Source organism: Stenotrophomonas acidaminiphila (genome assembly GCF_014109845.1).
Taxonomy (GTDB): domain Bacteria; phylum Pseudomonadota; class Gammaproteobacteria; order Xanthomonadales; family Xanthomonadaceae; genus Stenotrophomonas; species Stenotrophomonas acidaminiphila.
In genome coordinates this window covers 195320-221317 of the sequence record NZ_CP043567.1, presented here as the reverse complement: position 1 = coordinate 221317, position 25998 = coordinate 195320, and the positions used below count along the sequence as shown (strand labels likewise).

The following is a 25998-nucleotide window of genomic DNA, read 5'->3' as shown; positions in this document are numbered from 1 at the left end:
CCCGGCAGGCAGATGCGCTGCCGGGCCCAAACACTCATTCAATCAGTGGGCGGTCTCCGGCTCCACCTTAGGATCTGACTTGGCCAGTCGCCCCGCGAAGGTCGGCAAGACAAGCAGCGTCAAGACCGTTGCAGTCAACAAGCCACCAATGACCACCGTAGCCAGAGGCTTCTGCACTTCGGCACCCGAACCACTCGCAATAGCCATCGGAATGAAGCCGACGATGGCGACCAACGCGGTGGTCACCACGGCCCGAATTCGGCTGCCGGCGCCATTCATCGCAGCAATCAGAGGGCTATCGCCGGCGTCCAGGCGCTCTCGAATAGCCTGCATGAGCACCAGACCATTCAGCGTTGCCACGCCAGAAACCGCAATGAATCCGACTGCAGCAGACACCGAGAACGGCATGCCACGAACGAGCAAAGCGAGAATGCCGCCGACCAGTGCTAGCGGAACGCAGCTGAACACGAGGCCCGCTTCCTTTGCACTGCCCAGTGCCATGAACAACAGGCTACCGATCAGCAGGAACACGATCGGCACGACGGTCAAGAGTCGCTTTTCCGCCCGCTGGAGGTTCTCGAACTGCCCGCCCCAAGTCATGTGTGCACCCGGGGGCAACTGAACATCCTTCACTGCAGCTTGGGCTTCACCTACGAACCCGCCCAAGTCACGGCCGCGTACATTGGCCTGAACCACTACACGCCGGCTACCGTTGTTCCGGCTGATCTGATTAGGTCCCTCGCTGATGTCGATGCGTGCAACAGATGAGAGGGGCACAATCCCGCCGGTGGGAGTTGCAATTGGCAGTGATGCAAGCTGATCGGGATCATTGCGGGCATCGTCTCCGAGGCGAACGACGACATCGAAACGACGATCCCCCTCAAAGATCTTGCCGGCCGCCGCGCCGCCGATGCCCGTTGCAAGGGCGTCGCTAACATCTGCAGCCGTCAGACCGTACTGTGCTGCTGCAAGGTGGTCGATCGCTACATTGAGCGTGGGCAGACCAGAGATCTGTTCCACACGAACATCCGCAGCGCCCTCCACGTTCCTCAGCTTCAGCGCAACCTGATCGGCAACAGCCTGAAGCTGCTCGAAGTTGTCGCCGTAGATCATGACAGCCAAATCCGTACGCACACCCGAGATCAACTCGTTGAAGCGCAGTTCGATGGGCTGACTGAACTCGAAGCTGTTACCTATCTGCGAGGCTGCGATCTTCTCAAACCTGGCGATTAGATCCTCCTTGCTCAAGGAAGAGTCAGGCCAATCCTTGCGCGGTTTGAGCACGATCACGCTGTCAGAGATGTTGGTTGGCATTGGATCGATAGCAGCTTCGGCAGTACCTGTTCTTGAGAAGACGGTCACTACCTCAGGCTCAGCCGCGATGGACCTCTCCAGCGCCAGTTGCATAGCCAGCGATTGCTCCAAGGACGTCGAGGGAACGCGAAGCGCCTGCATGGCAAGGTTTCCCTCATCAAGCGTTGGCATGAACTCCCGACCCAGCATCGTGAAGCCGACCACGCCCATCACAAGCATCATCAGAGCGCCAGCAAGCACAGCCTTGGGCCTACGAATGGCACCTTGGATTGCTGGCTCAATGCGCCTTCTCAGGACGCGGATGATTGCAGTCTCGTGCTCTTCATTGTCGTGAGAATCCTTGCCGTCCTTGTTCGCATGAGGCTTTGGATCTCTCACAAGGAGCGCAGCCATTGCAGGCACGAAGGTAAAGGAGAAGATAAATGCGCCAATCAGGGCGAGCATGAAAGTAGCTGCCATCGGTTGGAACGTCTTACCTTCAACGCCCTCCAAGGTGAGGATCGGTGCGAACACCAGCAGAATAATCATCTGCCCGAACGCCGCAGGACGCGCCATCTTCTTGGCTGAATCTGCAGCCACGCGGAGCCGTTCCATGGCATTCAGAGGCCGGCCAAGTTCTGCTCGGCGTTTGCCCAGCATCAGCAGGGTGGACTCGATCACGATCACCGCACCATCTACAAGAATGCCGAAATCCAGGGCGCCCAAGCTCATCAGGTTGCCGCTGATACCAAACTTGTTCATGCCGATAACGGCAAACAGGAACGAGAGCGGAATCACCAGCGCGGTAATGGCTGCTGCACGGAAGTTTCCCAGTAGCAGGAAGAGAACCACAACTACCAGCAGAGCACCTTCAGTCAGGTTCTTGGCGACCGTCTTGACGGTCGAGTTGACCAGCACGCTTCGGTCAAGCACCGGTTCTGCAAAGATATCGGCCGGCAGAGATTCGTTGACCTGCGCCAGACGCTCAGCGGCCGCCTGTGCCACGGTGCGGCTATTACCTCCGGCGATCATCAGAGCAGTGCCAAGCACGGCCTCATGTCCGTTACGGCTAGCCGCGCCCAGCCGCGGGGCACGACCCAGACCGACCTCTGCTACATCGGCTACGCGAATAACCACGCCGTCCTTGGTCGCTACCGGGGATTGGGCCAAGTCGTCGGTCGTCAACGCAAGGCCGTCGGCCCGTACTACCAGGCCCTCACCTGCACGTTGAACGAAGCCCGCACCTGCTTGAACGTTGGAACGCTCCAATGCCTGTACGAGATCGGCCAAGCCAAGTCGGTATGCCGCCAGCCGTGCGCTGTCGGGGTAGATACCGTATTCCTTGACGTAGCCACCTACCGTATCAACCCCCGCCAAGCCCGGGCTTGAGCGCATCTGGGGCGCGATAATCCAATCTTGGACGGTACGCAGATACGTTGCGCGCTCCTGCGCGGTAGCAAGGCGATCGCCTTCCGGGGTCAGGTAGACCTCGCCCTCGTGCCAACCGGCTTGGCCAGGTTTGGCCAGCTTCTTGGGGTCGAATGGCCTGAAGTCCACTGTCCACATCAGTACCTCACCCAAACCCGTAGTAACGGGCGAAAGCATGGGTGAGACATTGTCAGGCAGGTCCCCGGCCGCTTCCCGCATGCGCTCAGCGACCTGCTGGCGTGCGAAGTAGATGTCAGTCTTGTCGGTGAAGATTGCAGTGACCTGGGAGAAGCCATTGCGCGATAGCGAACGGGTGGTGTTCAGCCCCGGGATGCCAGCCAAGGCCGTCTCCAAGGGGTACGTAACCTGACGCTCGATTTGCTCAGGGGTCAGGGCTGGGGCGATGGTATTGATCTGGACCTGGCGGTTGGTGATATCTGGTACGGCATCGACTGGTAGCTTGCTTAGTTGGAACAAGCCAAAGCAGGCAATCAATGCGGCCAGAAACACCATGAGCCAGCGGAACCTGACCGCTGCTTCGATGATGATGTTGAACATGGTGAATGAGTTCCCTTAGTGGCCGTGTTCGGCTTCGCCTTTGGCCAGTTCGGCTTTGAGCAGGAAGGCGTTGGCGCCTACGACGCGCTCACTGCCCGTCAGACCGTTAAGGATCTCGATTCGATTGCCTGCACGGCGCCCGGCGAGTACCGGCGTTGCTTTGAAGCCGCCCTCGACGGCCACGAAGACAACGCTTCTGCCGTCAACGGTTTGGACCGCGTCAGCAGGCACGCTCATACCTTCGGCGGCACCACCGGCAATGATCAGTGCCGAAACGGGGGAGCCGGCCGGTGGAAGTTTCTCGGAGATTGGCTTGGCACGAATCGTGGCGGTGCCACCCTGCTGCATCACATTCGCAGCCGCAGCAATTACTTCAGCCTCGAAGCTACCTCGGGGGCCCGTGACCTCCAACTTCATCCCTGGCATGGCGACGGTGGCCAGCGCGGGGGGCGCGGTAAACACGAGTTCATTCATGTCGGGATTGGAAACCTCCGCCACCAAGGTTCCAGCCGAGACGACACCACCTGGTGTTACCTGGACGTTGCCTACCAACCCAGCGACCGGACTGGTGATGGTCACCCGGCCGGAACTGTCCGGAGAGCCGCTGGCAGCGACTTGAGCACGGGCAGCACTGGCCGCAGCATCGGCCGCCAAAGAGCGGGCCCGCGAGGCCTCCAGCTCCTGACGCGCCACCACACCTTGGTCCACCAGAGATTTATCGCGGCTGTAGGCCAAGCGAGTAGCTTCTGCCTCTGCCGCCGCCGCAGTAGCTGCGGCCTTGAACGTCGCAGCTTCGCCGCTAACCACAACTACTAGAGGTTGATTGCTTTTGACCGCTGTTCCTGGCGCAACGAGTACGCGCTCAACCCGGCCAGTGACCGTCGAGGCGATCGCTGCGCGCCCCCCGATGGCGGGCTCGACGCGACCTGCAAGCCTAGTTGAAGCGCCACCGCCCCGCCCTACTGCAACCACGCCGATGCCAGATGCCTTGATCTGATCGGACGTCAGCTTGACTAGCCCCTCCTCAGCCTCCTCCTCGCCGTGTTCACCGTCGCCGTCGCCATCATTGTGGGCTTCTGCACCATCAGGCGTGGCCTCATCTGCGTGACCACCCTTCCCTTCTTCTTTGCTGCCCTTACTCTTGGCCTCGGTGCCGGCGGCTTTTTCCGTTTCCTCCGCACCGCCACTGCATGCGGTAAGCCCCCCGGTGAGCAGGAAGGCAGCCACCAGCGTCGCTCCGATGAGCGTCTTGTTTCCGTACTTATTCATTTTGCCTCCACAAACGGTGCGCGCCCTTCAAGGCGAGCGAGGTCGATTTCTGCTGTCACCCGGCTAAGGCGGGCATCTACAGCGCTGCCACGCGCAGCAATCAAAGTTGATCGGGCGCTACGCAGCTCCAATTGCGATATACGACCTGCCTCGAATCCGATGCGGGCCAACCGATAGGCTTCGTCTGCGGCTTGTACGCTCTCATCCGCAGCTCGCGCGCGGCTGTTGGACGCTTTGAGACTCGCTACCGCTCCCAACCGAGCCGCCTCGCTGTCACGCTTCTGACCCTCTAGAACCGCCTCAGCTGCACGTTGCTCGGCATATGCAGCCCGAATCGCCCCGCGGTTGCGGTCAAACAGGGGAATGGAAAGGCTGATGCCAACGTTGTAGGCCTCGTCGCCTGCTTGGCGGAAGCGCGTTTGAGCCACAGATGCGCTCAGTTGTGGCAAAGCGCGCTTACGCTCGACATCGATGAGCCGACCTGACGCCTCCGCTTCGGCTTGGGCGATTCGAACAGCGAGCGGGGCGGCCTCGTTTGCGACCGGGTGAGATGGCACGCGATCCAGAAGGCTTTCACCGATCTCGGTAAGCCGGCCATCCAACAAAGACACCCCGGCTAGCCGCGCTAGAGCCGCGTCCCGGAAGGCCTCGGCCTCATCCAGGCTGGCCTTCGCGTTAGCAACCTCGCTACGCGCCTGGACGCCGCGCAAGTTGGGTTCCCGACCTTCGCTAACCATCGCACCTACGGCTTTCGCGTCTTGTTCAATCAACGCCAAAGCTTCGCTAGCCAACTCATAGCGGCGCAGAGCAGCCTCTGCCTCCGCATACGTGGCTGCCAGACGACCAGCCGCATCGCTGCGCATCAGATCGCCCCGCAGGCCCGCTGCGCCTGCCTCTGCACGCGCAGCGCGCACTCGCGCGCCCCGCTGACCCCAAATTTCGAGCGGCTGGGAAAGCGTCACAATGGTGTCAGCGTTGGAGAAACCCCGATAGGCACCAGTACCGTACGCGTTCTCTGCGTCGATGGAGACCGTCGGATTGGGTACAGCCCGGGCCTGTTGCACCCGAGCCTCTGCGGCCTCGGCCAGCGCGGCACCTTGGACGGACGCAGGCATCTGGTCCAAACGAGAAAGCAACGATTCGTAAGACGGTGCAGTTTGAGCACCTACATCCCCGCCAGGCACCAATGCCAGCAGAACAGCAACAGCCAACCCGGTCGCTGATAGCGACCGACCTGTCAAAATCGACATAAAAACTCCCGTAAATTATCTGAGCGAACTACCCGCTAGCGCGGGGCAGAGCCAGATCAGATACGGGGGGGGCGCATGGGCCCGTCGAGTCGAAGTGCGTAGACATCCCCGTGCTCGGTATTGCGCAGCAAGGTTCGACCATTGGCGAGCAGATCGTCGTGGCCGGCGGCGGGGAGACTAGCGGTTGAGTGGTGGCAATGCCCGTGACCGCAGGAGTCGGCGCCGGATGATTGCTTACTCTTGTCCTTGCCCGATTCCAGGTCTGAGTCACTGCTCAGGGCGTGAACATCTCCCTGGCTAGCCGGTGCTTCCTGCGCACACGCCAACGACTCGGCCACAGGCACGACCACAAATACCGCCAAAAGCAGCAGCATTAGGTACATACGAATGGCAGGAAGGGACCGGCGCATGGTGGGAAGACTATCAACCTGATTGAGACGGATACAATTACATAGAAGGGTGGAAGCGACCGCTTTTGGCACGATTTAGGCTTCCGTTCAGGTTTGGAGCTAAGGTGGTCAGTCTAGGAGGATGAATGCCCAGGTCAGTCCGACATTGCAAAGTGCTACGAACACAGCGGCTGAGCCCATGTCTTTGGCACGACCAGCGAGCTCATGGATCTCCGGCCCGTATCGTTCAATAACTGCTTCGATGGCCGAGTTCAGTAGTTCCAACGCAAGCACCAACAGCACACTCCCTACCAAGAGGGCTCGCTCTACCCCTGAGTCGCCTAACCAGACTGCGGCGGGTAGAGCCGCCAGGGCCATGACGACCTCTAGCCTAAAAGAAGACTCATGCAGCCAGGCCGATCGCAGGCCCTGAAGAGACCAGCGTAGCGCTTTCAACACACGGGCGATGCTCCGTGGACGATGACCATACATGTCTGCCATTGTGATGTTTCCTTCTTTTGCCGTTAGGAGGCGCTGCCGGGATCTCCCGGCAGCGCTGCTCCCGAGAAATGGTTATGGGGCGGCGACGCTGCCAACGGAGCAGCCGGAGAACAGATTTAGGCTCTGGTCCAACGCTTTTGTCCGCACCTGCATGAGACCGAGCACAGAATGGAAGAGGTTGTCGTGAGTGGCTGGCAGCCTTGAACGTCCCTGGACGCATTCAATATCCAGCTTGTTGCTGCTCTTCATGCCCTCTGACATCCACATCACCATCGGCACTTTGATCTGAGTCTCCGGGGCAATGGCGTAGGGAAGACCATGCAGATAGACGTTCGCCTCGCCCAATGACTCCCCGTGGTCGGATACATAGATCAAGCCTGTATCGTGGCTCTTGTCCTGTTCGAGCATACGGATTGTCTTTGCCAGAAAGTCATCCGTCGCTAAGACTGCGTTGTCATAGGCATTGACTATCTCGGCGCGAGTACACTTGCCAAGGTCGGCGTTGCGGCAGTCAGGAGTAAACTTCCTCAGGCTCTCGGGGTATCGCTTGTAGTAGCTAGGTCCGTGGTTACCAAGCTGATGCAGAACCACGACGACGTCGCCGGGATTGTCGTCAATGGAGTCATGCAATCCCTGCAGCATGATTTCGTCGCGACAAGCCTGATCGTCACATAGACTATCTTTGGCGGGAACGCGGTAAGACTCAAATGCAAGATCAGAGCACACCCCCTTGCATCCCGTCTGGTTGTCGCGCCACAGGGTCTTGATTCCGGCGCGCTCCAATACGTGCAGAAGCGACTCGGATCTTTTGATCTTGTCTCGGTCGTAGTCTCGCCTTCCATACATAGAAAACATGCAAGGAACGGACACCTCGGTATTGGAACCACAGGCCGTCACGTCGGTGAAGTTCACGACGTCCAGGGCTTCAAGTTGCGGTGTCGTGTTCCTAGCGTATCCGTTCAGCCCCCAGTTCTGGGCGCGAACCGTCTCGCCTACAACAATGACAAGAAAGTGTGGCTTCGCGCCTGGTGGATGAGGATCCATCGTGGCGTCGGGACCGACTACTTTGATCGGTCCACGCTCTGCGCGCGTCTCCTCTTTGATGACCTTCCCTATCGAGGCAAGGTAGTTCCCGGGCGTCGCAAGGTATCTGACTGACTTGTGGTTGCGCATAAGCGAGGATAGGTTGTCGAATGAGGCCAGTGCCGCACCAACAACTACCACCATAGCCATGCCCAGCAAGAGAGCTCTGGAAAGTAGTCCGCGCGCCATGGTGCAGCGAGGTCGAATTCGTACCGCACATACCGCAACGGCGGGAAGCAGACCTTTGACCAGCACCGACAGGAACAATCCCCAGGTCAGCAGCTCTCCGGCCTCCGCGCTGTCAGTCTTCAGCACGTTTCGAATCATGCTCGAATCGAAGTACACGCCGTAATTGTCGGAGTTGTATGCCGCCGCTGCTGACACAATGAGGAGCAAAGCAACAATCGGTTTCAACGTCCATCGGACGCACAGAAGCCCAAGAATAAGTACGTTCATAGCCGTAAGAAGCGCGGCCGTAGACGCGACAAGCAGCGCTCGCGCCACACCCTCCACACCACTCTTTTCAACTACCTCTGCAAAGAAGGCGTTGTTGAGGAACAACGTGAAGTAGAGTGCGACGATCACGATTAGTGTGTTGATCCCGGCCTGAGGCCCACGAAGAGGCCGGCCGAGCCGTCCTAGTGGATTTGAGCCATTCCCACCAAGCTTCCAACTGTGGTTCAGGTATTTTTTCACGTAACGCATAGCTGCTTCCTTTTGATCGACCGCCAAATGCGCTCATGGCGCATGCGGAGGCACTTCGCAGACCGCGCCAACTCGTCGAAGGGCGTTCCTGCTCGCGGGTCTAATTCCAACGGGCGCTTAGAGATGCGATGCAGGTCTGGGAGAAGGTGCGTCTGCACTCGCAAGAGGCGATGCATAAGGCCGCTGTATTGAGTCCGCGCAAGCAGACGCATCGCCGCCAAGAGGCAGAGTCCTGAAGTAGCGATTGGTTGGGCTAGAGAGCTTGCGAGGTTTCGGATCTTCACCGGGACAGTCGCCGAGCGCTGATCCCTCGATAAGTAGTCGACGCCTGCGCAGTCGGTGGCGGTTACAGTTCATCACCAGTGCAGGCTGCCGCTGACTGGCTTGCGCGAATCCATAACAGGTCGCGACTGACTGCGTCGAAAGCGAATGCTCCCCGAGCCACTTGTAGCGTCTATGCGCTGCGGAGGGCCGGGTACGTCTGGCTACTCGCGCGGAAGTCCCTGGAAATAGCTTTGAAGCGCTGTGCCATTTGGAACTCGCAAGCGCCTGGACGACTCCTACGGCGCTCATGCCCGGGGAAGGCCTCTTCAACGCACCGCGTGAGACTGACAGCACTGAGACACTACGTATCCACGCATACGCAGAGACTGATACCCGGGAGGCACCCAGGAAGGAAGTCCGCAAGGTTTCGGTTAGTTGCGCCAGCGTGGCTTGAATCCCGGTCAGTAGCGGAGGTCTGCCTACGACCAGGCCGTCCCTGTGCCACGGCAACCAGGTAGCGGTATCCACGAATTCAGGGGAGAAGACCGAGGCCAAACGTGCCTCACCGGCTGGAGATAGAGCACCGTCTCCAGGGCGTGCGGGAATGATCAGCACAGAAGCTGTCGTCAGCACGGCAGATTGACCGTACGAAACTCGGTTAGAGGTGGGAATCGGAAGAGGCATTTAGTCCACCTTTTTGAAGGCGGCACGATGCCGTTCGGCGGCTGCACCAGCAGCCACGCGTCGGCCGGGCGCGCCAAGCGCCCAGCAACAAAGTTTGATCATGGAGAGACCTGTTAAAGGTGATCGCAGAAGTACGAGCAGACGCGCTGCGCCTGTGTCGCGATCAAGCCTTGGGAGGTCTAATCAGCCTTTCGGGCGTATGGGACGTCACAGGCTGTTCGTAGAACGTATGCCCGTCTTCATTTAGTGCAGTGTCGGCACTGGTGAATCCGTTGGACGCGACGAAGGTGCTGCTGTGGTGGCAGTGCCCATGACCACACGCAGGGTGTGACTTGTCGGAATGGCCGTCGCCTGCCCCTGCTACGTCCTGATGGGCCTGCTCTTCAGAAGAGCAAATCGACGCATCCACGAAAGGCACGACCACCAGCACTGCAAGTAGCAGTGCCAGAGCGTAGCGCTTAGCGTGGATGACGAAGGAAGTCACGTGCGGCTCTGACCAATACGGTTGAGGTCGAGAAGGGGTTCTACCCCGAAATCACGGACTGTTTGGAAAGGACTGAAAACTTCTGGTCCTGCTTGACCCGGCGCCGTCGCATCCTGGGGTTGTGGCGGCGCTCGATATATTCGAACACATCGGACCGGGCGGCATCGAGTGTGGGATACGTTGTGCGATAGATCCGCTCGCGTTTGAGCAATCCGAAGAAGCCTTCGCAGGCGGCGTTGTCACCACAATGCCCCACCGCACTCATCGAACAGAGCAGGCCATTGGCGGCCAGGTAATCCTGGTAATCGCCGCTACGAAATTGGCTGCCACGGTCGGAGTGCAGGATCAGCCGATGCTGCTCCTGACGCTGCCAAACCGCCATCTGCACGGCCCTGATCACCATCTGCCTGTCCTGCCGATGATGCATCGACCAGCCCACAATGCGCTGGTCAAACAGGTCCAGCACTACGCACAGATACAGCTTGGCCTGCTGGGTCTTGATCTCGGTGATGTCGGTCACCCACTTGGTTTCCGGCTCCGAGGCGCTGAAATCACGCTCCAGCAGGTTGCGCACGCCCGGCGGTGTCAGGGCCGGTTGAGCGCGCTGGCCACGCCGTTTCTGGCGCGGCCAGCCTTGAAGGCCTGCCAACGCCATCAGCCGGGCAACCCGGTTCCGACTGGCCGTCAGCCCTTCCTCGACCAGATCTTCCTGCATGCGGCCGGCACCCAGCGTGCCCCGGCTGTCCTGATGCAGCACATGGATACGGCCCAGCAAGCGCTCGTTATCGCATTGACGAGGGCTGGGCAGTCGTTTGCTCCAGTCGTAGTAGCCACTGGTCGATACCCGCAGGCAGCGGCACATCAGACGAACCGGAAACTCATCGCGGCAACGTTCGATCACCTGATACCTCAGGATGATCCCTTGGCAAAGAACGTCGCCGCTTCGCGCAAAAAATCCCGCTCCTTGGTGATCCGGGCCAACTCGCGTTTGAGCCGGGCAACCTCCTCGTCACGCGGGCTCCCGGTACCAGCAAAGGCGGCTTTCCCCGCCGTCTGCGCCTCCCGCTTCCAGCGGGTCAGCAGGCTGTCACGGATGCCCAGCTCACGGGCTACCTGGGCGCAGCTGACACCGGGCCGACTGGCTTGCTCCACCGCGCCACGCTTGAACTCGGCACTGAACTTGCGACGCTTTGACATGAACACTCCTCATGGCCTCGATCGGCCTTCTTGTAAGTGTCCGTGAAAACGGGGGTGAACCCGTGTGTTGCATCGATCAATTGAATCCGCGACCCACAGCGGACATTGCCGACCCACCGGGCTAGGCGCCCAATATCAGTCGTCCCACTCTTCGTTCCGCTTGGCCTCGCGCTGACGATCAATGCAGCCGCAGTCTTGGTCGTATATGCGTTCAAAGCCACTATGTCCGTCGTCCACGTCTTCGGAACGAACGGTGCGCTGACAGTTGTAACACTCGTAGTAAAAAGTGGTCATGAAGGACTCTACGGTCAGGTGACGGCACGCGCGATATGTTTCTGGCTAGCGAACAATTAGCTAGGCCGCCGCTGTAGTTTTGATGCGAAATTCTTGGTCGTGCTGCCCCTTTCTGACCTCGAAGACATCGGAGTGCTTCTTCAGCAGATCGGCGAAGTTAGAGGCGTTGTAAGTACTTTCGTCAAAAGTCGGGTCGAGCCGTTTAACCATAGGCCGAATCGCGGCCTTAAGAACCCATGGGTCTCCTCGATTCGCTGAAAGGCGCAAAATCGCTCTGCGAATCAAGTCGACAGGGTCAGCAGGTGCAGGAGCTATATCCTCGTTCGGGTCTTCGCAGGCGGCCGGCTTGGTGCCGTCTATCAGAAGGGACTCGTAGTATCTGAATTCGTGGCAGCTATGAGCCCAGTGGCGATTGGTTGTTGCTTCGCAGCCCACGCCCACCAACGTCTTTCCGGCAGCTTTGATCTTCTGTGCAACAGGCAGGAAATCGCTGTCGCCTCCCACGATGACGATCGTCGTGATGTGCGGAAACCGGATGATGTCCTCGGTAGCGTCCAGACATAGCTTGATGTCCGCACCGTTCTTTGCGGAGGCACCTGGCGGGAACAGCTGGATCAGTTCGACCGCGTTGTGCAGGAGGACTTCGCGGTATCGTGAGAACCATTGCCAATTGCCGTAGGCCCGGTTGATGGCCACCGAACCGAGCGAAGCTATGAATTCCATCAGAGCTTCGACGTCGATCACGGGCTCTTGATTGGTAAAGCGTGTTTGCTTGTAAGCGCCCACGCCCTTTCGGCGGTCCAATACGCTTGCATGGATATTTTCGAAATCCCAGTACAGCGCAACCGTCGACTGGTCCGAGCTTTGAAATGCGTTCATTTGCGTTGCATGCTGTGAGGAGTCGGCAGGCGTCCGCCGAATCATTCAGGAAGTGTTCCATCAGGGCTAGCGAACTCTCCACGACCCTTGCGAAGGTCGCTTACGATTTGCCTGACCGTGTAATCGAGATCAAGCTTCCGCCTTAACGCTTCATCAAGCTGTGCTCGAAACTCTTCGAAGGTCGCGCAGGAACGGGTCAACGCAACGATCTGGCCGATCATATCTGCATGGTTGCTTGTGGCGCGCCGGGAGCTGATCTCCATTTCCGTCAACCGCTGGGCCAATTCCATTAGGTCGGCGGACCGCCACTTGTGGAGCGTGGCTTCTTCCTCTGCAATCTCGGCCTCGGCAAGTTGTAAGGAGCGCTGATCACGCAGTTGGGTATGGAACGCCAGTGTTTGTCCGCTAGGCGTGCTGTGAAGAATGCTGCTCGTCTCTTGCCAGTCGGCCGGCGCTCGGGGATTGCTCGCCAGGTATTGCTCTAGTGCCAACAGGGCCCACTCCGGGCATCGGCGGCTGCTCGGGCGGCCAGCAGGCATCATCCACGCCTGAAGCGTGCGCACAGAGACCTTCTTTCGTGTTTGCCTGCTCAGAATTGCTGCCACGTGGCTGTAGTCGCCGTTGTACGGGCCATGCAAAAGCTCGGACACCCGCCTTTGCGTGTGGGCATCGTGCACTAGTTGATGAAGCTCGTCGCGCAGTGCGGCGACGTGGGCAGCCTCGACCGAGGGGAGCCTTTCTCCCTCGAGAGAAGTCACCCAGCCAGGCGCAGTCGAGTTATAGGCAATGCGAAACACCAGGCCTGTTGGCCTGTGCCTGGCAGTCGCTGCTCGATACGTATATTCCCAATCCATCTATGTCTCCGGTGTTCGCACAGTGTGCGGCACAATGTGCGGAAGTGCAACGCCTTTTGGCGTCTATGGCCTACGGGACCCAGGGGCGGGAGTTGAAGGCGTGCCGACGTCCTAAGCCGTATAGGCGCATTGGCAAGGTCTGTTATTGGCCGAAATCAGTCGTCCGCTTCTCACTCCTTATCTGGCGACAGCAAGCTCACCCCAGCTTGTCGTATATCGCCCCGACAGCGTCGCCTGATTCATCCTCCATACCGGCTTCTCTAACGCCCCTTTGCGCGGACGCCAGGCACTCGACGCCAGCCCTAGCGCCCCTCTCCCGAAGCGCGCATTGGCTCGATCCATGACCTCCATCAGGCTCTTCGAGCGCGGATCGGCCTGTGCGAACAGATCCGCTTGCTGGTGGTCGCCGTGAGTCAGATCCAGCAGGCCGACGCCTGCCTTCTTGTAGCGATAGCCCTCCCGATACATCGCCCGCACGAGTTGCTGCGCCTGGCGCAGCAACTCCCGGGTGTCGGACGTCGGTGCGATCAGACGCATGGCGCCGGAAGGGTGGTATTGCGGCGCGTCGGGCTTGAAGGGATTGGTGTTGAACCAGACCCAGACGCCGTTGGCTTGCAGCGAGCGGGCGTGCAGCTTCTCGCATGCCCGCTGGGCGAAGGTCGCCGCGGCCTGCTGCAGGTCCTCCAACGCGACGACCTCGCGGCCGAAGGAGCGGCTGACCACGATCTGTTTCCTGTCCGGCTCGCTCTCTTCCAGGTCCGCACAGGCGATGCCCTGCAGCTCGCGCTGGGTGCGGGCCAACACGACGCCGTAGCGCGCCCGCAGCGTCTCGGGGTCGGCGCGGCACAGGTCTGCCGCGGTCAGGATGCCCTCGGCACCCAGCCGCGCCGTGAGGCGGCGCCCCACGCCCCAGACATCCTCCACGGGGAATTTTTCCAGCGCCGCATCACAGGGCAGCACTGTCACGACGCCGTGCGGCGTCTTCTTGGCGAGCTTGTTGGCCAGCTTGGCCAGCGTCTTGGTTGGCCCGATCCCCACGCAGCAGGGAATGCCCACCCACTGCCGGATCCGGGCCCGCACCTCGACGGCGACCTGCTCGCGCCGTTCCGCCCGGATCCCCTCAAAATCCACGAAGGACTCGTCGATGGAGTACACCTCCACCCGGGCGAACTGGTCCCGCAGGATCGACACCACCCGACCCGACAGGTCGCCGTAGAGGGCGAAGTTGGCCGAGAAGATCCGCAGCTGCCGGCGCAGCGCCGGCGGCACCTCATGGATGGGCTGGCCCATCCCAATCCCGAGGTCTTTGCACTCCTGGCTACGCGCGATCACGCAGCCGTCGTTGTTGGACAGCACACAGACGGGCACGCTCTGCAGCTCGGGCTTGAACGCCCGCTCGCAGGAGGCGTAGAAGTTGTTGCCGTCGACCAGGCCGAACATGCGTCGTCGCTCCGCCAGACCCATCAGCCCGTGAGCAGGTCGACGGTCGCTTCCGCTTCGACGTGCAGCTGGCGGATCAGGCTCAACACGCCCTCGAAGCGCTGCAACTCGGCTTCCTCGGTAGTGGCTCGCGCATAGGTTTCCGGCTCATCCAGCACGTCAAGCATCACCGCGGTGGCCGATCCATCCTTGTGCAATGCCAGATGCGCCTCATAGACACAGGCACCGGTCCAGGAACGCCAGCAGCGCAGCACATCGCCGTCCATCCAGATCGCCCAGCGGTAGTCCATGTCGCGCGGCCACAGGCCTGCCTGCAGCCGCAGGACGTCTTCGATGGCAAACACGTGGCGGCACCGCAGCGGCCAGCGGGGGCCTTCCATCGGCTTCAGCTTGTGCTTCCAGCTCTGCGGGATGTTGCTCATCGCCTGCGCCCCAAGAGTTGACGGAAGTTCCAAGTCACGACACCCCAGATCTCCAGCTCCATGTCGGGGGGAACCAGAATCGGGGGATGGTCCGGATGCCCGGAATGAAGCTCGAACCGCCTGCCGCGCCGCTGCAGCTGCAGCTGCTTGCAGGTGAAGCCACTGTCCCAGATGGCGATCACGATGTGCCCGTGTCGTGGCGTGATGCTGCGATCCACGATCAGCGTGTCGTCGGGGTAGATGCCGAAGTTGATCATCGAGATCCCGGTGTCGGCCCGCATGAAGAAGGTCGAGACGGGGTTGAGGATGCAGTGCCGGTTGAGGTCCAGCGCGTCGTTCTCGCCATAGAAGTCCTCGGCCGGCGACGGGAAGCCGCAGGTCACCCGATTCGACAGCAAGGGCACCGCAAGCTCTGGCGCGTCAGCATCGGCAGGTCCGATGACGCCAGGCGGGAGGAGGGGCGAGGGGGAATCGATCATGGCGGCAGTCTCGGGGGACGGTGGGCTCACCGTTTGAGACGGGCCATGATAGCCGATTAGCAGTAATACTACTAACAGGCTTTTGCGACGCACACTTCCACCCGACAGTTCAAAGACTTCCAGAGGCAGACCCCGGGTCTTGGCGCGGTTGGCCGCCCCTTCATCCCTGGCGGGGCGCGCGACGGGTGGATGTCCTAGCCGGTGGGCCGGTCCCGTGCGTTGCCAACGAGCACAGTGTCGTTGGTCAAGCGAGGGGAGGACATCAGCCAAGTCCCAGTCGATGAGTCAGGGGAACACTCGGAGTGGCTTGCCAAGCGGCACTCTCACGGGACTACGCTTTCACGGGCACGCCGAGACGCGTGGGTAATCCCCCGCCCATTAGCTGACGCCAGAAGTGGAATTTTCTCGTACCCTTTTCCGAGGAGGTTCCATGAAGAAGTCCCGCTTCACCGACAGCCAGATCATCGCCGTGCTCAAGCAGGCCGAGGCCGGCACGCCCGTGCCAGAGCTATGCCGCGAGCACGGCATCAGCTCGGCGACGTTCTACAAGTGGCGCAGCAAGTTCGGCGGCATGGAGGTGTCCATGGTCGCGCGCATGAAGGAGTTGGAGGAGGAGAACCGGCGTCTGAAGAAGATGTACGCCGAGGCCCAGCTCAGTACCGACCTGCTGAAGGAAGCGCTCGCAAAAAAATGGTGAGGCCATCTCAGCGGCGCGAGATGGCCCAATCCGCAGTCACGAGCGGGCGCACGAGCATGCGCCACGCCTGCCAGACCTTCGGGGTGAGCGAGACCTGTTTCCGCTACCGGGCCAAGGCCAGCGAGGAGAACGCCCGCATCGCCGACTGGCTGATCCGGTTGACGACCGCCCATCGCGACTGGGGCTTTGGCCTGTGCTACCTGTACCTGCGCAACGTGAAGGGCTTTGGCTGGAACCACAAGCGGGTGTACCGGATCTACCGCGAGTTGGAGTTGAACCTGCGGATCAAGCCGAAGAAGCGGCTGGTGCGTGAGCGGCCCGAGCCTCTGGCGGTGCCGGAGACGATCAACCAGGTCTGGTCGATGGACTTCATGCACGATCAGTTGGCCGACGGCCGCAGCTTCCGGCTGTTCAACGTGCTCGACGACTTCAACCGCGAGGGACTGGGGATCGAGGTGGATCTGTCGCTGCCGTCGGCCCGGGTGATCCGGTCGCTGGAGCAGATCATCGAGTGGCGCGGCAAGCCCGCCGTGATCCGCTGCGACAACGGCCCTGAGTACATCAGTGGCGCATTGCTGTCCTGGGCGCAGCGGCATGGCATCCGGGTCGAGCACATCCAGCCGGGCAAGCCCCAGCAGAATGCCTACGTTGAACGCTACAACCGCACCATCCGCTACGCCTGGCTGGCCCGCACCCTGTTTGACACCATCGACCAGGTGCAGGACAAAGCCACCCGCTGGCTATGGACGTACAACCACGAGCGTCCGAACATGGCGCTCGGCGGCATCACGCCAGCGATGAAGTTGGCAATGGCCGCTTAGCTCCACTTCTGGCGACCGCTAAAAGCGGGGGGATTACCCGTGTGTCTCAGGCAAGAAGGCGCTGGTGCCCACTCGTCACTGATCCCCGCATGCGACGATGTAAGGCCCGTTGGACCGGCTCGGCACACATGCAGGGGTACCGACTGGCTTTGGGGGTACTTGTGCGGGTATCGATCGCTATTGTCGAGTTTTATCCCGTCTAAAAACACTCAGTTAGGACTCATATGCTGCTGATGATCGACAACTACGACAGCTTCACCTTCAACCTCGTGCAGTACCTGCAGATGCTGGGCGCCGAGGTGAAGGTGGTGCGCAACGACGCGCTGAGCGTCGAGCAGATCGCCGCGCTCAATCCCTCGCACATCGTGGTGTCGCCGGGGCCGAAAACCCCCGACGACGCCGGGGTGTCGCTGGAGGTGATCCGCCGGCTCGGCCCGACCATCCCGATCTTCGGCGTGTGCCTGGGCCACCAGAGCATCGGCCAGGTGTATGGCGGCGACGTGATCCGCGCCGGCAACATCATGCACGGCAAGACCTCGCCGATCCGCCACGAGGGCAAGGGCGTGTTCGCCGGGCTGCCCGACCGCTACGAGGCCACGCGCTACCACTCGCTGGTGGTGGACAAGGCCACGCTGCCGGACGTCCTGGAGATCACCGCCTGGACCGAGAATGCCGACGGTTCGATGGAGGAGATCATGGGCCTGCGCCACCGCCAGCATCCGGTGGAAGGCGTGCAGTTCCATCCCGAGTCCATCCTCACCCAGCACGGCCACGCGCTGATGAAGAACTTCCTGGACCGCACGTGCTGAGCGGGACCGAAGCGCTGCGGCTGTTCGTGGTGATGCTCGGCGGCCGCCATGCGCGCGCCAACACCGAAGTGCACGACGTGGTGCTGGCGGTGGCGCCGGGCATCGAACAGAGCCACGCGCAGCTGCGCCAGCAGTGGTTCGGCGAGACGTCCGGGCTGCACATCGATTCGTGGATGACGGTCGATGGCGTCGAACAGTGGCAGGTGCGCCTGTCCGCGGACGCGCCCGCCGCCGATGCGCCGCGGCTCTACTTCGTGAATCTGGGCGGCTATGTCGCCGGCGAATTCGGCGAGGCCCATCGTTACCTGCTGGTGGTCGCCGACGACACGGCCGACGCCAAGCGCAAGGCGCTGCGCCAGGCCGGCGCGGAGTGGATCAAGCCGCACCGCGACGCCCTGTTCGACGTCGACGGCTGCCTGCCCGTCGGCCCCATCGGTGGCCTGCACGTGCATCTGGTTCCCGGCCCCCACGCCGGCATCCGCAGCCAGAGCGACTACATCGTCATTTCCTGATCCTGGAGTTTTCATGACCATCACCGCGCAGGAAGCCCTGCAACGCACCATCGAACACCGCGAGATCTTCTTCGACGAGATGGTCGACCTGATGCGGCAGATCATGCGTGGCGAAGTGTCCCCGACCATGACCGCCGCCATCCTCACCGGCCTGCGGGTGAAGAAGGAGACCGTCGGCGAGATCGCGGGCGCGGCCACGGTGATGCGCGAGTTCGCGCTGCCGGTGGCGGTGGCCGACAAATCCCACCTGGTCGACATCGTCGGCACCGGCGGCGATGGCTCGCATACCTTCAACATCTCCACCTGCTCGATGTTCGTGGTGGCCGCGGCCGGTGCCAAGGTGGCCAAGCACGGCAACCGCAGCGTGTCGTCCAAGTCCGGCAGCGCCGATGCGGTGGAGGCGCTGGGTGCGGCGATCGAGCTCAACCCGGAGCAGGTGGCGCGGGCCATCGAACAGACCGGCATCGGCTTCATGTTCGCGCCGATGCACCACCCGGCGATGAAGGTGGTGGCGCCGGTGCGGCGCGAGATGGGCGTGCGCACCATCTTCAACATCCTCGGTCCGCTGACCAACCCGGTCGGCGCCACCAACATCCTGATGGGCGTTTTCCACCCCGACCTGGTCGGCATCCAGGCGCGGGTGCTGCGCGAGCTGGGCGCGCAGCGCGCGCTGGTGGTGTGGGGGCGCGACAACATGGACGAGATCTCGCTGGGCGCCGGCACCCTGGTCGGCGAGCTGCGCGACGGCAAGGTGCGCGAGTACGAGATCCACCCGGAGGATTTCGGCATCGCCATGTCGGCCAGCCGCAATCTCAAGGTGGCCAACCCGGAAGAGTCCATCGCCATGCTGCGCGGCGTGCTCGACAACCAGCCGGGCCCGGCCAACGACATCGTCGCACTCAACGCCGGCGCCGCCCTGTACGTGGCCGGCGTGGCCGACAGCATCGCCGACGGGCTGGCGCGCGCGCGCGCGGTCATCGCCGACGGCAGCGCCCGTGCCCGCATGCAGCAGTATGTCGCCGCCAGCCGCGCCTTGGCCGGTTGAGCGTCCACCCTTCTTCCCTTACCGCCGTACCGTCTTCCAGGAAAGCAGAGCCATGAGCGACATCCTCAACACCATCCTCGCCCGCAAGACGCAGGAGGTGGCAGAGCGCAGCGCCCGCGTGCCGCTGGCCGAGCTGAAGGCGCGGGTGGCCGATGCGCCGCCGGTGCGTGGTTTCGCCAGCGCGCTGCAGGCGGCCATCGCCAACGGCGACCCGGCGGTGATCGCCGAGGTCAAGAAGGCCAGCCCGTCCAAGGGCGTGATCCGCCCGGATTTCCGCCCGGCCGAGATCGCGGTCAGCTACGAACTGGGGGGCGCCAGCTGCCTGTCGGTGCTCACCGACGTGGACTTCTTCCAGGGTGCCGACGCCTATCTGCGCGAGGCGCGCGAGGCCTGCACGCTGCCGGTGCTGCGCAAGGATTTCGTCATCGACCCCTACCAGGTGGTCGAGGCCCGCGTGCTGGGCGCGGACTGCATCCTGCTGATCGTCTCGGCGCTGGACGACCGCCAGCTGGCCGGATTGTCCGACCTGGCGATGCAACTGGGCATGGATGTGCTGGTGGAAGTCCATGACATCGACGAACTGGAGCGCGCCATCCAGGTGCCGGTACCGCTGGTGGGCATCAACAACCGCAACCTGCGCACCTTCGAGGTATCGCTGGACACCACCCTGTCGATGCGCGCGGCGGTGCCGCGCGACCGCCTGCTGGTCACCGAGAGCGGCATCCTCGGCCCGGCCGACGTCAGGACCATGCGCGAGGCCGGCGTCAACGCCTTCCTGGTCGGCGAGGCCTTCATGCGCGTGGAGGAGCCGGGCGAGGGCCTGCGTCAGCTATTCTTCAGCGCATGACCGAGTCCTACCCCGTTCCCCGCGACGACGCGCAGCTGGTCGTCTTCGATTTCGACCACACGCTGTACGACGGCGATTCCGGCAGCCACCTGTTTGCCTGGCTGATCCGCCGCAACCCGCTGCGGATGCTGGCGGCAGTGCTGGCCACGCCGCTGTTCGGCCCGCTGGTGGCGCTGCTGCCGACGCGCCGCTTCGGCATTTCCGGCTACGTGTGGATCGCGACCTTCGGCCTGCACCGTGCACGGGAGTTCAACGGCATCATCGACCAGTACGTGCGCGTGCACGAACCCGCGATCCGCGCGCGGCTGCTGCCGCAGGCGCTGGACGTGTTCGCCGCGCATCGCCGCGCCGGCGACCGGGTGGTGGTCGCAACCGGTGCGCCGCCGGAGCTGGCGCGCGCCATCCTGGCCTTCGTCGCGCACCAGGACGTGCCTGTGGTCGGCAGCGAAGTGGGGCCGCGGCTGGGCGCGATGGGCGCCACCCGCCACTGCCACAACGAAGAGAAGATGCGCATGCTGCGCGAGCGCGGCTATGGCGCCATCGCCATCGCCTATTCGGACAGCACCGCCGACCTGCCGCTGCTGCGCGCGGCGCAGGCGCCGGTGGTGGTCAACCCCAAGCATTCGCGGGTGGCGTACTTCCGGCGGGTGCTGCCGGCCGGTACCCGCATCCTCAACTGGGGCTGCGCCGACCGCGGCGGCGAGCGGGCCTGAGCGGCGCCGCCGGCTACTGGCGGGCGGTGCGCCTGCCGGACGTCAGCCCAGCCAGCGGTGCAGTGCGTGGCCGATCTGGAACAGGCTGATCGACAGCACCAGCACGCCCACCGCGATGAGCACCCAGCGCTCCTTGAGGCGCTTGACCAGCAGCGCCGCCACCGGCGCGGCCATCATCCCGCCGACCAGCAGCCCGGCGACGATGGACAGGTGCTGCAATCCCATCGACAGCAGGAACGTGGTCGAGATCGCCAGGGTGACGATGAATTCGGCGGCATTCACCGTGCCGATGGTGGTGCGCGCCTGGCCGCCGCGCGCGAGCAGGGTCGAAGTCGCCACCGGCCCCCAGCCGCCGCCGCCACTGGCGTCGAGCAGGCCGGCGAAGAAGCCCAGCACCGGTACCCGCTGCACCTCGCTGCGCGGGGTGAAACGGCCGGCCGCGCGGGCAAGGATGAAGATCGCCAGCGCCAGCAGGTAGAGATAGATGAAGGGGCGGATGAATTCGCCGGGCAACTGGGTCAGGACGTAGGCGCCGAGCGCACCGCCGACCGCGCCGGGCAGCGCCAGGCGCAGGAACAGCCGCCGGTCGACGTTGCCGGCTACCAGGTGCGATACCCCGGACGCGCCGGTGGTGAACACCTCGGCGGTATGGATGCTGGCGCTCACCGCCGCCGGTGGCAGCCCCATGCTCAACAGAACGGACGAGGACACCAGCCCGAATGCCATGCCCAGGGCGCCATCGACCAGCTGCGCCCCGATCCCGATCAGGATGAACCAGTAGAACTCGCTTCCAAATTCCATTGGTGGAGACTGCTGGCTAAGGAAGGGAGCCGTCAAGGCCGCGGGACTGCCCCGCGGTGCCGGGCTACGGGGCTTGCGACGTCATGTTTCCGCTGAGGCAGCCCCCTCTGGGAAAGGGGGCGCGCCGGCAGGTGCGGGGATCTGGAGGCCGGTGAACCGGGGCCCGGGGTCTGCGAAGCAGGCTTTGGGGTCGATACGTGAATACGTATCAACGCGTTCCGTACAGCACGATGGTCTTGCCGCGCGCATGCAGGATGCCGTCGGCCTGCAGCTTCTTGAGCACGCGTCCGGCCATTTCCCGCGAGCAGCCCACCAGCCGGGCGATCTCCTGCCGCGAAACGCGCAGCTGGGTGCCCTGCGGATGGCTCATCGATTCCGGCTCGCGGGCCAGGTCGTGCAGGGTGCGCACGATGCGGTCGGTCACGTCCAGGAACGCCAGGCGGCTGGCCTTGCGGCTGGTGTGCAGCAGGCGCCGGGAAATCTGCGAGCCGATGGCGTACAGCAGCCGCGGGGCGTCGCTGGACAGCGGCCCCAGGAACAGCTGGTGCAGCCGTTCGTAGCTGATCTCGGCCAGTTCGCAGGGGGTACGGGTGCGCAGGATCACCTCGCGCTTGTCCGATTCGATGAACAGGCCCATCTCGCCGACGAACTCGCCGGCGCCGAAATAGCCCAGCACCAGCTCCCGGTCCTCGTCTTCCTCGGCGATGATGCTGACCGAGCCGCTGACCACGTAGTACATGGTGCCGGCCGGGTCGCCCGGGCGGAACACGTCGGTGCGCGCCGGGTAGCGGCGGCGGTGGCTGTGGGCCAGGAACCGATCGATGGTGGCGATGTCCAGGGCCAAGGGGCTGGAGGCGAGGCGCACGTTAGGCACGGTGTTGGCGATCCCTGGACTCATGATGACGTTCATGTTCGTGTTTATGAACTTGTCTTAACGGACAAGCTTAGCGACGCAGGCCACGAGGGGCAAACGCCTGTTGGCCGCGCACGTTTCGCCAGGGGGCGGTTTGCCCCATAATTGCCCCCTTTCCCACCATTCACAGGACCGACCGCCGTGGTCAAGCCGTTGCCTCGCCTGAGGTTGCAGGGTTTCAACAACCTCACCAAGGCGCTGAGCTTCAACATCTATGACGTCTGCTATGCGCGTACCGAAGAGGAGCGCCAGCGTTACATCGAGTACATCGACGAGGAATACAACGCCGATCGACTCACGCAGATCCTCACCGATGTGGCCGAGATCATCGGCGCCAACATCCTGAACATCGCCCGCCAGGATTACGATCCGCAGGGTGCGTCGGTGACCATCCTCATCTCCGAGGAGCCGGTGATCGACAAGAAGGCCGCCGGCAAGGAGCTGATCTCCGACGCGGTGGTCGCGCACATGGACAAGAGCCACATCACCGTCCATACCTATCCCGAGACCCACCCGCAGGAAGGCATCGCCACCTTCCGCGCCGATATCGACGTCGCCACCTGCGGCGTGATCTCGCCGCTGAAGGCGCTGAACTACCTGATCGAGAGCCTCGAGTCGGACATCGTGATCATGGACTACCGCGTCCGTGGCTTCACCCGCGACGTGAAGGGCAAGAAGCACTTCATCGACCACAAGATCAACTCGATCCAGAACTTCCTGGCCAAGAACATCAAGTCGCGCTACGAGATGTTCGACGTCAACGTCTACCAGGAAAACATCTTCCACACGAAGATGCACCTGAAGGACTTCGACCTGGACCAGTACCTGTTCGAAGAGAAGGCCAAGAACCTCTCGTTCAAGGAGCGCATGAAGATCGAGGCGCTGCTGCGCCGCGAGATCGAGGAGCTGTTCCACGGCCGCAACCTGGCCGAGTGACGGTTACATGCGGTTCGGGGGGCGGTTGCTAGCCTGCCGCTCCTGAAATACCCGGCGGGACGGCCCGCCCCGTGGCGCGATCCACGGAACACAGCCGACGGCGGCCCGGTGCTCACCAGCACCGGGCCGCTTTTTTTGTGCCCCAACCAAGGAGGAAACCCAATGGCCTGGATCTATCTGCTGGTGGCCGGTCTGTTCGAAGTCGTCTGGGCGATCGGCCTGAAGTACACCGAGGGCTGGACCCGGCTGTGGCCCAGCGTGGGCACCCTGGCGGCGATGGTGGTCAGCTTCTGGTGCCTGTCGCAGTCGCTCAAGTCGATCCCGATCGGCACCGGGTATGCGATCTGGACCGGGATCGGCGCGGTCGGCGCCGCGGCGCTGGGCATCGTGCTGTTCGGCGACAGCGCCTCGTGGTCGCGGCTGCTGTGCATCGGCCTGATCGTGTCCGGCGTGATCGGGTTGAAGGTGGTGGGGTAGGCGCGGCCGCGGCGCGGCCAGAGCCCGCAGGGGCTGCGTGGCAAGCCCGGGGCCCCACCCCGGGTCTGCCTGTCCCCGCGGCTGTCGCCGCGCCCCTTCGGGCAAGGCGGCTGTGCTGCAGGTGGATTCGCGGGCTTCGCCCGTTCCGGCATGAGGCCGGGGAGTGGGTTCAGAGCCGGTAGGCGATGGTTTTCATGGCCCGTGAGGCCAGTGCCATCACCGCCGGGATCGGTGCCGGCAGGACCCGCGCGCCGGCGTGTTCGGCATGGTCGGCGTGGCGCGCCTCGTCGATCTTCATCACCTTGAGGATCTCGCGGCTGCGCTGGTCGGCCGGTGGCAGGGTTTCCAGGTGTTCGTCCAGGTGGGCCTCCACCTGGCGCTCGGTCTCGACCACGAAACCCAGGTTCCAGCCGTCGCCGCGCAGCCCGGCGAGGGTACCGATGGCGTAGCTGCCGGCATACCACAGCGGGTTGAACAGGCTGGGGCGGCTGTCGAGCTCGCGCAGGCGGTCCGCACACCAGCCCAGGTGGTCGGTCTCCTCCTGCGCCGCTTCCAGCAGGTGCGCGCGGGTGGACGGGTCGCGGGCGACGGCCGCCTGTCCGAAGTACAGCCCCTGTGCGCAGACTTCGCCGACGTGGTTGATGCGCATCAGGCCTGCGGCGTGGCGCCTTTCGTCCGGCTCCAGCACCACGTCCGGGGTATCGCCGGCGGGATTGGGACGGCGTGCCGGCGGGTTGCCGAACACCGTGTCCAGCGCGCGCTGGGCCTCGGTCAGCAGGCGGTCCATGGGCGTGAAGGCGCGGTCGGTGGTCATGGCGTCCAGGCGGGGTGGGGGAGAGCCGGATTCTCGCCGCTGTCCCCGGGGCTGCCAAGGCCGGCCGGCTGGCGGCTTGCGTGGGCCGGCCGCGGCCGGTACAATCCCGCCTCTTGTGTTTCACCTTCACAACGCGTGGCAGAGTTCCGGCAGTGCAGCGCCGCAATGAGCCCGACCTAACCTGAGTTCTTTCATGAGCACTTTCACCGCAAAGAACGAGACCGTCCAGCGTGACTGGTATCTCGTCGACGCCTCGGGCAAGACCCTGGGCCGTCTGGCCACCGAGCTGGCCCGCCGCCTGCGTGGCAAGCACAAGCCGGTCTACACCCCGCACGTCGATACCGGCGACTACCTGGTTGTCATCAACGCAGAAAAGATTGTCGTCACCGGCAAGAAGCTGCAGGACAAGCAGTACCACCGCTTCACCGGCTACATCGGCAACCTGAAGACCGAGACCCTGGCCCAGGCGCTGGAGCGTCACCCGGAGCGCGTGATCGAGATCGCTGTCAAGGGCATGCTGCCGAAGGGTCCGCTGGGCCGCGCCATGTACCGCAAGCTCAAGGTCTACGCCGGCGCCGAGCACCCGCACGCCGCCCAGCAGCCGCAAGTTCTGGATATCTAATCATGGCTATCACGCAAAACTACGGCACTGGCCGCCGCAAGTCCTCCACCGCCCGCGTGTTCCTGCGCAAGGGTTCGGGCAACATCACCGTCAATGGCCGTCCGCTGGACGAGTTCTTCGGCCGTGAGACCGCGCGCATGATCGTGCGCCAGCCGCTCGAGCTGACCAAGAACACCGAGAGCTTCGACGTCATCGTCACCGCCACCGGCGGCGGCACCACCGGCCAGGCCGGTGCGATCCGCCTGGGCATCGCCCGCGCCCTGGTCGAGTACGACGAAGGCCTGAAGTCCGAGCTGCGCAAGGCCGGCTTCATGACCCGCGACGCCCGCGAAGTCGAGCGCAAGAAGGTTGGTCTGCACAAGGCCCGCCGCGCCACCCAGTTCTCCAAGCGCTGATCCATCGCGCCTGGCGTGGGATCCTCCGGGATCCCGCTGGGAAAACAAAAGCCCGGCCTCGGCCGGGCTTTTGTCGTTCCGGGATGGCGTGAAGGCCCGCGTGCGCGGCCGCCCGGCGGACGT

Annotated in this window: 24 protein-coding genes; 10 read left to right on the top strand and 14 right to left on the bottom strand. The window is 63.1% G+C overall.

What is annotated here, in order from left to right:
• Positions 1-42: 42 nt before the first annotated feature.
• The 11 genes from F0P95_RS01265 to F0P95_RS01215 all read right to left on the bottom strand — a co-directional run bounded on the left by F0P95_RS01265 (position 43) and on the right by F0P95_RS01215 (position 15473).
• The gene (locus F0P95_RS01265) at positions 43-3279 is read right to left on the bottom strand and encodes an efflux RND transporter permease subunit (RefSeq protein ID WP_101099244.1); all 3237 of its coding nucleotides are present in this window, start codon (positions 3277-3279) and stop codon (positions 43-45) included.
• Between the two features lie 15 nt (positions 3280-3294).
• A complete protein-coding gene (locus F0P95_RS01260) occupies positions 3295-4548 on the bottom strand; it encodes an efflux RND transporter periplasmic adaptor subunit (protein ID WP_054663599.1) in 1254 nt (417 codons plus the stop codon).
• The gene (locus F0P95_RS01255) at positions 4545-5798 is read right to left on the bottom strand and encodes a TolC family protein (RefSeq protein WP_082393855.1); all 1254 of its coding nucleotides are present in this window, start codon (positions 5796-5798) and stop codon (positions 4545-4547) included. Before F0P95_RS01255 ends, F0P95_RS01260 begins: the two co-directional genes overlap by 4 nt.
• 518 nt (positions 5799-6316) lie before the next feature.
• On the bottom strand, positions 6317-6688 hold the full coding sequence (locus F0P95_RS01250; protein ID WP_182335393.1) for a diacylglycerol kinase: 372 nt from the start codon (positions 6686-6688) through the stop codon (positions 6317-6319).
• Between the two features lie 72 nt (positions 6689-6760).
• The gene (locus F0P95_RS01245; RefSeq protein ID WP_182335392.1) at positions 6761-8476 is read right to left on the bottom strand and encodes a phosphoethanolamine transferase; all 1716 of its coding nucleotides are present in this window, start codon (positions 8474-8476) and stop codon (positions 6761-6763) included.
• A gap of 1472 nt (positions 8477-9948) precedes the next feature.
• Positions 9949-11105, bottom strand: a protein-coding gene (locus F0P95_RS01240) for an IS3 family transposase (RefSeq protein WP_139349468.1) whose coding sequence is annotated in 2 segments (ribosomal slippage) — positions 9949-10865 and positions 10865-11105 — 1158 coding nt in all. Because the reading frame shifts where the segments join, the coding sequence is not laid out codon by codon here.
• A gap of 354 nt (positions 11106-11459) precedes the next feature.
• Positions 11460-12278, bottom strand: coding sequence for an NYN domain-containing protein (locus tag F0P95_RS01235; RefSeq protein ID WP_182335391.1), 819 nt, complete (start codon positions 12276-12278; stop codon positions 11460-11462).
• A 41-nt stretch (positions 12279-12319) separates the two neighbouring features.
• Positions 12320-13132: a hypothetical protein gene (locus tag F0P95_RS01230; protein ID WP_182335390.1), complete on the bottom strand. Its 813-nt coding sequence runs from the start codon at positions 13130-13132 to the stop codon at positions 12320-12322.
• Positions 13133-13309: 177 nt separating this feature from the next.
• A complete protein-coding gene (locus F0P95_RS01225; RefSeq protein ID WP_182335389.1) occupies positions 13310-14572 on the bottom strand; it encodes a Y-family DNA polymerase in 1263 nt (420 codons plus the stop codon).
• A gap of 23 nt (positions 14573-14595) precedes the next feature.
• Complete coding sequence (locus F0P95_RS01220) at positions 14596-14994, bottom strand: hypothetical protein (protein ID WP_182335388.1); 399 nt, start codon at positions 14992-14994, stop codon at positions 14596-14598.
• Positions 14991-15473 (bottom strand): LexA family protein, encoded by a 483-nt coding sequence (locus F0P95_RS01215; RefSeq protein WP_182335387.1) that lies wholly within the window; start codon positions 15471-15473, stop codon positions 14991-14993. The genes F0P95_RS01220 and F0P95_RS01215 overlap by 4 nt, the downstream gene beginning before the upstream one ends.
• A gap of 430 nt (positions 15474-15903) precedes the next feature.
• Here F0P95_RS01215 and F0P95_RS01210 point away from each other — a divergent pair.
• The 6 genes from F0P95_RS01210 to F0P95_RS01185 all read left to right on the top strand — a co-directional run bounded on the left by F0P95_RS01210 (position 15904) and on the right by F0P95_RS01185 (position 20917).
• A protein-coding gene (locus tag F0P95_RS01210; protein WP_182335386.1) for an IS3 family transposase occupies positions 15904-16991 on the top strand; the annotation gives its coding sequence in 2 pieces (ribosomal slippage) (positions 15904-16156 and positions 16156-16991; 1089 coding nt in all).
• Positions 16992-17215: 224 nt separating this feature from the next.
• A complete protein-coding gene (locus F0P95_RS01205) occupies positions 17216-17800 on the top strand; it encodes an anthranilate synthase component II (protein WP_056932814.1) in 585 nt (194 codons plus the stop codon).
• The gene (locus F0P95_RS01200) at positions 17794-18312 is read left to right on the top strand and encodes a DUF1543 domain-containing protein (protein WP_232528722.1); all 519 of its coding nucleotides are present in this window, start codon (positions 17794-17796) and stop codon (positions 18310-18312) included. The genes F0P95_RS01205 and F0P95_RS01200 overlap by 7 nt, the downstream gene beginning before the upstream one ends.
• Before the next feature lie 13 nt (positions 18313-18325).
• Positions 18326-19357 carry an anthranilate phosphoribosyltransferase gene (trpD, locus tag F0P95_RS01195; protein WP_182335385.1) on the top strand — a complete coding sequence of 344 codons (1032 nt, stop codon included), beginning with the start codon at positions 18326-18328 and terminating at the stop codon, positions 19355-19357.
• A 52-nt stretch (positions 19358-19409) separates the two neighbouring features.
• A complete protein-coding gene (gene trpC / locus F0P95_RS01190; RefSeq protein ID WP_182335384.1) occupies positions 19410-20204 on the top strand; it encodes an indole-3-glycerol phosphate synthase TrpC in 795 nt (264 codons plus the stop codon).
• Complete coding sequence (locus F0P95_RS01185; RefSeq protein WP_182335383.1) at positions 20201-20917, top strand: haloacid dehalogenase-like hydrolase; 717 nt, start codon at positions 20201-20203, stop codon at positions 20915-20917. Before trpC ends, F0P95_RS01185 begins: the two co-directional genes overlap by 4 nt.
• A gap of 42 nt (positions 20918-20959) precedes the next feature.
• Here the strand turns inward: F0P95_RS01185 and F0P95_RS01180 are convergent, their stop codons facing one another.
• Both F0P95_RS01180 and crp read right to left on the bottom strand, forming a co-directional pair.
• Positions 20960-21718 carry a sulfite exporter TauE/SafE family protein gene (locus F0P95_RS01180; protein WP_182335382.1) on the bottom strand — a complete coding sequence of 253 codons (759 nt, stop codon included), beginning with the start codon at positions 21716-21718 and terminating at the stop codon, positions 20960-20962.
• Positions 21719-21926: 208 nt separating this feature from the next.
• Positions 21927-22616 (bottom strand): cAMP-activated global transcriptional regulator CRP, encoded by a 690-nt coding sequence (crp, locus tag F0P95_RS01175; protein ID WP_182335381.1) that lies wholly within the window; start codon positions 22614-22616, stop codon positions 21927-21929.
• Positions 22617-22772: 156 nt separating this feature from the next.
• Here crp and speD point away from each other — a divergent pair, with 156 nt between their 5' ends.
• Both speD and sugE read left to right on the top strand, forming a co-directional pair.
• Positions 22773-23567 (top strand): adenosylmethionine decarboxylase, encoded by a 795-nt coding sequence (gene speD, locus F0P95_RS01170; protein WP_054667806.1) that lies wholly within the window; start codon positions 22773-22775, stop codon positions 23565-23567.
• 162 nt (positions 23568-23729) lie between these two features.
• On the top strand, positions 23730-24044 hold the full coding sequence (gene sugE / locus F0P95_RS01165) for a quaternary ammonium compound efflux SMR transporter SugE (protein ID WP_182335380.1): 315 nt from the start codon (positions 23730-23732) through the stop codon (positions 24042-24044).
• Positions 24045-24213: 169 nt separating this feature from the next.
• Here the strand turns inward: sugE and coq7 are convergent, their stop codons facing one another.
• Complete coding sequence (gene coq7, locus F0P95_RS01160; protein ID WP_182335379.1) at positions 24214-24858, bottom strand: 2-polyprenyl-3-methyl-6-methoxy-1,4-benzoquinone monooxygenase; 645 nt, start codon at positions 24856-24858, stop codon at positions 24214-24216.
• A gap of 193 nt (positions 24859-25051) precedes the next feature.
• On the opposite strand from coq7, the gene rplM reads away from it, so the two are divergent.
• Together rplM and rpsI are read left to right on the top strand one after the other, a co-directional pair.
• A complete protein-coding gene (gene rplM / locus F0P95_RS01155) occupies positions 25052-25480 on the top strand; it encodes a 50S ribosomal protein L13 (protein WP_056932810.1) in 429 nt (142 codons plus the stop codon).
• A gap of 2 nt (positions 25481-25482) precedes the next feature.
• Positions 25483-25875, top strand: coding sequence for a 30S ribosomal protein S9 (gene rpsI / locus F0P95_RS01150; RefSeq protein WP_054667799.1), 393 nt, complete (start codon positions 25483-25485; stop codon positions 25873-25875).
• The last annotated feature ends 123 nt before the right edge of the window (positions 25876-25998 follow it).

Coding starts and splice junctions, on each gene's coding strand:
- F0P95_RS01265 (WP_101099244.1), bottom strand. CDS start 3,279: ATGTTCAACATCATCATCGAAGCAGCGGTCAGGTTCCGCTGGCTCATG.
- F0P95_RS01260 (WP_054663599.1), bottom strand. CDS start 4,548: ATGAATAAGTACGGAAACAAGACGCTCATCGGAGCGACGCTGGTGGCT.
- F0P95_RS01255 (WP_082393855.1), bottom strand. CDS start 5,798: ATGTCGATTTTGACAGGTCGGTCGCTATCAGCGACCGGGTTGGCTGTT.
- F0P95_RS01250 (WP_182335393.1), bottom strand. CDS start 6,688: ATGGCAGACATGTATGGTCATCGTCCACGGAGCATCGCCCGTGTGTTG.
- F0P95_RS01245 (WP_182335392.1), bottom strand. CDS start 8,476: ATGCGTTACGTGAAAAAATACCTGAACCACAGTTGGAAGCTTGGTGGG.
- F0P95_RS01235 (WP_182335391.1), bottom strand. CDS start 12,278: ATGAACGCATTTCAAAGCTCGGACCAGTCGACGGTTGCGCTGTACTGG.
- F0P95_RS01230 (WP_182335390.1), bottom strand. CDS start 13,132: ATGGATTGGGAATATACGTATCGAGCAGCGACTGCCAGGCACAGGCCA.
- F0P95_RS01225 (WP_182335389.1), bottom strand. CDS start 14,572: ATGTTCGGCCTGGTCGACGGCAACAACTTCTACGCCTCCTGCGAGCGG.
- F0P95_RS01220 (WP_182335388.1), bottom strand. CDS start 14,994: ATGAGCAACATCCCGCAGAGCTGGAAGCACAAGCTGAAGCCGATGGAA.
- F0P95_RS01215 (WP_182335387.1), bottom strand. CDS start 15,473: ATGATCGATTCCCCCTCGCCCCTCCTCCCGCCTGGCGTCATCGGACCT.
- F0P95_RS01205 (WP_056932814.1), top strand. CDS start 17,216: ATGCTGCTGATGATCGACAACTACGACAGCTTCACCTTCAACCTCGTG.
- trpD (WP_182335385.1), top strand. CDS start 18,326: ATGACCATCACCGCGCAGGAAGCCCTGCAACGCACCATCGAACACCGC.
- trpC (WP_182335384.1), top strand. CDS start 19,410: ATGAGCGACATCCTCAACACCATCCTCGCCCGCAAGACGCAGGAGGTG.
- F0P95_RS01185 (WP_182335383.1), top strand. CDS start 20,201: ATGACCGAGTCCTACCCCGTTCCCCGCGACGACGCGCAGCTGGTCGTC.
- F0P95_RS01180 (WP_182335382.1), bottom strand. CDS start 21,718: ATGGAATTTGGAAGCGAGTTCTACTGGTTCATCCTGATCGGGATCGGG.
- crp (WP_182335381.1), bottom strand. CDS start 22,616: ATGAGTCCAGGGATCGCCAACACCGTGCCTAACGTGCGCCTCGCCTCC.
- sugE (WP_182335380.1), top strand. CDS start 23,730: ATGGCCTGGATCTATCTGCTGGTGGCCGGTCTGTTCGAAGTCGTCTGG.
- coq7 (WP_182335379.1), bottom strand. CDS start 24,858: ATGACCACCGACCGCGCCTTCACGCCCATGGACCGCCTGCTGACCGAG.
- rplM (WP_056932810.1), top strand. CDS start 25,052: ATGAGCACTTTCACCGCAAAGAACGAGACCGTCCAGCGTGACTGGTAT.
- rpsI (WP_054667799.1), top strand. CDS start 25,483: ATGGCTATCACGCAAAACTACGGCACTGGCCGCCGCAAGTCCTCCACC.